The organism is Pseudopedobacter sp. (assembly GCF_040392825.1).
GTDB lineage: Bacteria > Bacteroidota > Bacteroidia > Sphingobacteriales > Sphingobacteriaceae > Pseudopedobacter.
In genome coordinates, this window is sequence record NZ_JBEBVH010000253.1 from 1 (window position 1) to 5,604 (window position 5,604).

Here is a 5,604-nt window from a genome sequence, read left to right on the forward strand (position 1 = left end):
CAGAAATATCATTGTATTTGACAAAATTGGTCGCCATAGAGATATAAATAATCGCTTCATTGGCATTGGTAACATTCCAGGAATTACCAGTGAGTTCGGCCCTTCCACCTTTTATTTTGGTTTTTACCTGAGTTTCGAACCTGATTTGTCCCTTCTCACCTTCATGATCTGCAGCTACCCCGGTTAAAATTAATTTACCATCTTCTATTTTCTGCGAGCTTTTTTGCGGCGAAGTCAATGACGCGTTAAAAGTTATCTTACCGGGCTTATCAGCAGTTAAACGAACAATTATAACCTCATCGGGAAAAGAAGCAAAAGTCTCTCTTTTATAGTTAACGCCGTTTAAACGGTAACTTACCGATGCTACTGCCTTTTCTATATTAAGGTCTCTGTAATATTTTTCAACCTGCTCATGGCCCGGAAAGTTTATCAATAAATCGCCTACAGGCTGGTAAATCATTCCACTATTTTTCTTAGGAAACATATCCACGTCAGCCAAAGCCTGTGCCTCTAAAAATTTCTCCTCAAAAATAAGCTGCCTCAACTTTGGAATAGCTGCACCCGATTCTGAAGTAATATTGGTATTAGGGCCACCTGACCAAACCGTTTCCTCGTTCAGCTGAATTTTTTCCTGATTTGAATTACCAAAAACCATTGCGCCTAAACGACCATTACCAATAGGCAAAGCCTCATTCCAATTTCTGGATGGTGCATTGTACCATAATTTTAAAGTTTTATCGTATTGTTGCTGAGCATCCGCATTGGCTACAGCTAAAAAAAAAGTCAGAGCTAAAAAATAAAGTTTTCGCATATTCTGGTTAACAATTTATTATATACCTTCTTAAAAAAGAAACTGCCTAAATATGAAATGAGCAATTTTTACTCAATTATATTCAGACAGTCAATTAAACAGTTAATAATCCCAATCTCCTAGAAACTCAGGAAATTCAATCTGCAATTAGCATTTTTTATTTGTCAGAACAATTAGGCTTATTGGCTTATTACTAAATTTTTTTGGCATATTTATATAAAGCGAAAAGTATAAAGCCTAACACTATAATGTCGGAAATAACACCCAAAAGCCAATTACGCTTCATCATTTGCCAAATGAATTAAACAAAAAGGCTATGCCCAATGCTATTTTTGACAACATCACCAATTGTGCTAAATTATTTTAGAATACTTACATTCAGGTACAAAACGATAGCTTTTAAATAATATGAATAAACACTTTTTAATCTTTGGATTGATGCTTTTATTAAGCTCTGCCTCTGCTAAAAGTAAAACTATAAGAAACATAGTTCCTGTTGCTAATGGGGTTAAAATCACTTTACCTCAGGGTTTTACAACTGCTATAATTGCCGAAAATTTGGGACGACCAAGACATTTAACTATTAACCCAGACGGAAGTATTTATGTAAAATTAGCCAGAGTTGTAGATGGTAAGGGCATCCTTTATCTAAAAGATAGCAATTCGGACGGTACATATGAAGTAATTAAAGGTTTTGGCAATTACGGAGGTACGGGACTTTATGTAAAAAATGGATTTCTGTATGCATCTTCTAACAAAGAGGTCTTTAGGTACACGTTAAACGAAAAAAATGAGGTTACTGACATTGATAACCCTGATAAAATAATTACAGGACTGAAAATGGGGCGACAACATGAAACAAAGTCTATTGTTATTGATAATGCAGATAATATATATGTAAATATTGGGGCTTACTCTAACTCTTGCCAACAGGAAGATCGTAAAACAGGTTCTTTAGGTATTCCTGGCTGCCCTTTATTAGATTCTGCCGGAGGAATCTGGCAATTTAAGGTGAACAAACTTAATCAAAGTTATGGAGAAGGCATCCGTTATGCTACCGGATTAAGAAACGTTGTGGGTTTAGATTGGAACAATATTACTAACAGCTTATTTGTAATGCAACACGGCCGGGATCAGCTTAACACATTGTTCCCTGATCTGTATGATGCTAAGATGAATGCTGAACTGCCTGCCGAATGTTTATATGAATTAAAAAAAGGTGATAATGCGGGATGGCCTTTTGCCTATTACGATCCATTTCAAAAAAAGAACATTTTAGCGCCTGAGTATGGCGGAGATGGTAAAAAACCAGCTAACGGATCGTTTATTAATCCGACAGTGGCATTTCCTGCTCATTTAGCACCAAACGGACTTTTATTTTATACAGGCAATCAGTTTCCTGAAAAATACAGAAACGGAGCTTTTATTGCTTTTCATGGTTCGTGGAACAGAACTCCTGAAAAACAGGAAGGGTTTTATGTGGCTTTTGTCCCTTTTAAGAATGGCAGACCTTCTGGTGAATGGGAAATATTTGCCAATGGCTTCTCCGGATCAGATAGTATTACATCTGCATCGCAAGCAGTGTACAGACCATGCGGTTTGGCCCAGGGACCAGACGGATCTTTATACATAACGGACGATAAAAAAGGTACTATCTTTAAAATAACTTATAATGGTAAATAAAATCCTGAATCTCTTTTTGATAACAACAATATTTTCATTAACGAACTTACTTGTATTGGCACAACATAAAAAACCACTTCCAACACAAAATACCGCCACCGTTAAAAATTTTAAAAAGTCATTCGATAGTGGTAAAGCCCTTTATACACAACATTGTATGGTTTGTCATCAGGAAGATGGCAATGGTGTTCCTAATTTAAACCCGCCCATCAGAAAAACAGATTATGTAAATGGTGATAAGACAAGATTGATAAACATTCTCTTGAATGGGCTAAACGAACCTATTGAAATAGATGGAGAAGAATACTCAAACCCTATGCCGGCCTTTAATTACCTAAGTAACCAACAAATAGCTGATATTTTAACTTTTATCAGAAATAATTTTGATAACAAATCTTCGGCAATCAGCGCTGCTGAGGTTGTCAAAGTCAGAAATAGCGCTAAAAAGTAAAACAAATAAAATACCGGATAAATTATCCGGTATTTATATAATAAATATCAGCCAGCGCCGATAGTCATCCCCTTAAAGATTGCTAAATCTACCAATATCTCTCTGGTTACAGTATCAAATACTTTACCTTTCAAAATCGTTGCATATATACATGAGTTTATAACATTAGTAAAATAAAAACCTTAAGTTCTTAAAGACTAATAGCTCTCCCTATTTTTAGCTTTTTTCCGTTATGTACATAGTATCTTTATGAACAAAGCTATCCCCATAATACGACCTCATTAAGAATTTACACACGAAAAGAATTTATAAATGAAAATTTCACATTGACATCTTGAGTGCTTTTTTTAAGCATATGTCTCAATAATTTACTAAATTCGGCCCCAAAAGAAACTCATTATGAATTACGATGTTATTGTCATAGGTAGCGGGCCAGGTGGATATGTTGCTGCAATCAGAGCATCCCAATTAGGTCTAAAAACTGCTGTTGTAGAAAAAGAATCTCTTGGTGGAATTTGTCTAAACTGGGGATGTATACCTACAAAGGCTTTGTTAAAAAGTGCACAAGTATTCGAATATATAAATCACGCTTCCGAGTATGGTATACAAGTAGCTGGAGCTGAAGCTGATTTTGATGCTATTGTAAAAAGAAGTCGCGGTGTTGCCGATGGCATGAGTAAAGGTATCCAGTTCTTAATGAAGAAAAATAAAATTGACGTTATTAACGGATACGCAAAAATAAAAAAAGGCGGTAAAATTGAAGTAAAAGCTGCTGATGGTTCTACAAAAGAATATACAGCAAAACATACAATTTTAGCTACCGGGGGTCGTTCAAGAGAGCTACCTAATCTAAAACAAGACGGCAAAAAAATCATAGGATATAGAGAAGCTATGGTTCTTCCTCAACTTCCTAAATCTATGGTGGTTGTAGGTTCCGGAGCTATTGGCGTTGAATTCGCTTATTTCTATGCTACAATGGGAACGAAAGTTACCGTTGTCGAATTTATGGACAACATTGTTCCTGTGGAAGATGAAGATGTATCTAAGCAATTAGTAAGATCCTTCAAAAAAACAGGTATAGAAGTAATGACTAAATCTTCTGTAGAATCTGTAGATACTTCTGGCGACCTGTGTAAAGTAAACGTTAAAACAGAATCTGGCAACAAAGTTTTAGAAGCAGAGGTTGTTTTATCTGCTGTTGGCGTTATTGCAAATATCGAAAATATAGGACTGGAAGAAGTTGGTGTAAAAACTGATAAAGGAAAAGTTGTAGTAGATGAATTCTACAGAACAAATGTTGCTGGTGTTTATGCTATCGGGGATATCGTTCCGGGACAGGCTTTAGCTCACGTCGCATCTGCAGAAGGCATTATTTGTGTCGAGAAAATTGCCGGTCATCATCCAGAACCTTTAAATTACAATAATATTCCCGGATGTACTTATTGTTCTCCGGAAATTGCTTCTGTTGGTTATACAGAGAAAAAAGCAAAAGAAGCTGGATATGATATAAAAGTGGGTAAATTCCCATTCTCTGCATCGGGTAAAGCTAGTGCTTCGGGTGCTAAAGATGGTTTTGTTAAAGTTATCTTTGATGCTAAATACGGAGAATTTTTAGGCGCACACATGATTGGTGCAAATGTTACAGAAATGATTGCCGAAGTAGTTGTAGCCAGAAAACTGGAAACTACGGGTATGGAAATTGTTAAATCTGTACACCCTCACCCAACTATGAGCGAAGCTATAATGGAAGCTGCTGCTGATGCTTATGGCGAGGTAATTCATTTGTAGAATAAAGTATAACAGAAAGTAGAAAGTAGATAACCTTAATTTAAGATTTAATCATGCTTAATCTTGCACATAAAATCTTAAAGTTTACAAATCTGCTACTCTACTTTCTAAAGTAATTTACCAACTAACTACAAAGTTCCCTGTTGATGAAAAATATGGTTTAAGCTCTCAACTAAAAAGAGCTGTTGTATCAGTGAGTTCCAATATCGCAGAGGGCGCTTCCCGAAGATCAGTTGAGAAAAAGAGATTTCATGAAATAAGCAGAAGCTCATTAGTTAAAATAGATACACAAATAGCGATTGCATTATCTTAAATTTCATCAACCAACAGGATATTATAGATATTGAACCGGTGGTCGTTTCAATTTTTAAAATGCTTACCGGTTTAATTAACAAAAATTGATTTACAATCAATTACCAATTTACTACTTCCTACTCTCTTAATTATGCAATTACATAAAATAGAAGCAGAACATTTTAAGCTCGACGGGGGCGCAATGTTCGGGGTAGTTCCAAAATCTATATGGAACAGAACAAATCCTGCCGATGAGAACAATATGTGTTCCTGGGCGGCCCGTTGTCTTTTAATAGAAGAAGATCACCGCCTTATATTAATAGACACAGGACTAGGCAATAAACAAGACGAAAAATTCTTTGGCTATTACCATCTCCACGGAAATGACAATCTCTTATCTTCTATTCACCAATGCGGTTTTCATGAAAATGATATAACAGATGTTATTCTTACTCATCTTCATTTTGATCATGTAGGTGGGGCTGTTTCTACAAAAGACGGAAAACTGGTTCCTACGTTTCGAAATGCAATCTATTGGTCTAATCAGGAACATTGGGAATGGGCTGTTAATCCAAAT

5 protein-coding genes and 1 pseudogene are annotated in these 5,604 nt (G+C 35.8%); 5 read left to right on the top strand and 1 reads right to left on the bottom strand.

The window, feature by feature from the left end:
- Positions 1-811 (bottom strand): glycoside hydrolase family 95 protein (locus tag ABWO41_RS14735; RefSeq protein ID WP_353139664.1); only part of this gene is annotated, 811 nt, incomplete at its 3' end.
- A 408-nt stretch (positions 812-1,219) separates the two neighbouring features.
- Here ABWO41_RS14735 and ABWO41_RS14740 point away from each other — a divergent pair.
- The 5 genes and pseudogenes from ABWO41_RS14740 to ABWO41_RS14760 all read left to right on the top strand — a co-directional run.
- Positions 1,220-2,494, top strand: a complete 1,275-nt coding sequence (locus ABWO41_RS14740; RefSeq protein ID WP_353139667.1) for a PQQ-dependent sugar dehydrogenase — start codon at positions 1,220-1,222, stop codon at positions 2,492-2,494.
- Complete coding sequence (locus ABWO41_RS14745; protein ID WP_353139670.1) at positions 2,484-2,945, top strand: c-type cytochrome; 462 nt, start codon at positions 2,484-2,486, stop codon at positions 2,943-2,945. Before ABWO41_RS14740 ends, ABWO41_RS14745 begins: the two co-directional genes overlap by 11 nt.
- Before the next feature lie 399 nt (positions 2,946-3,344).
- On the top strand, positions 3,345-4,733 hold the full coding sequence (gene lpdA / locus ABWO41_RS14750; protein ID WP_353139673.1) for a dihydrolipoyl dehydrogenase: 1,389 nt from the start codon (positions 3,345-3,347) through the stop codon (positions 4,731-4,733).
- A gap of 85 nt (positions 4,734-4,818) precedes the next feature.
- Positions 4,819-5,046 (top strand): annotated as a pseudogene (locus tag ABWO41_RS14755) (four helix bundle protein); the annotation flags it as partial.
- 132 nt (positions 5,047-5,178) lie between these two features.
- Positions 5,179-5,604, top strand: a 426-nt coding sequence (locus ABWO41_RS14760) for an MBL fold metallo-hydrolase (RefSeq protein ID WP_353139676.1), incomplete at its 3' end; no start/stop codon positions are given.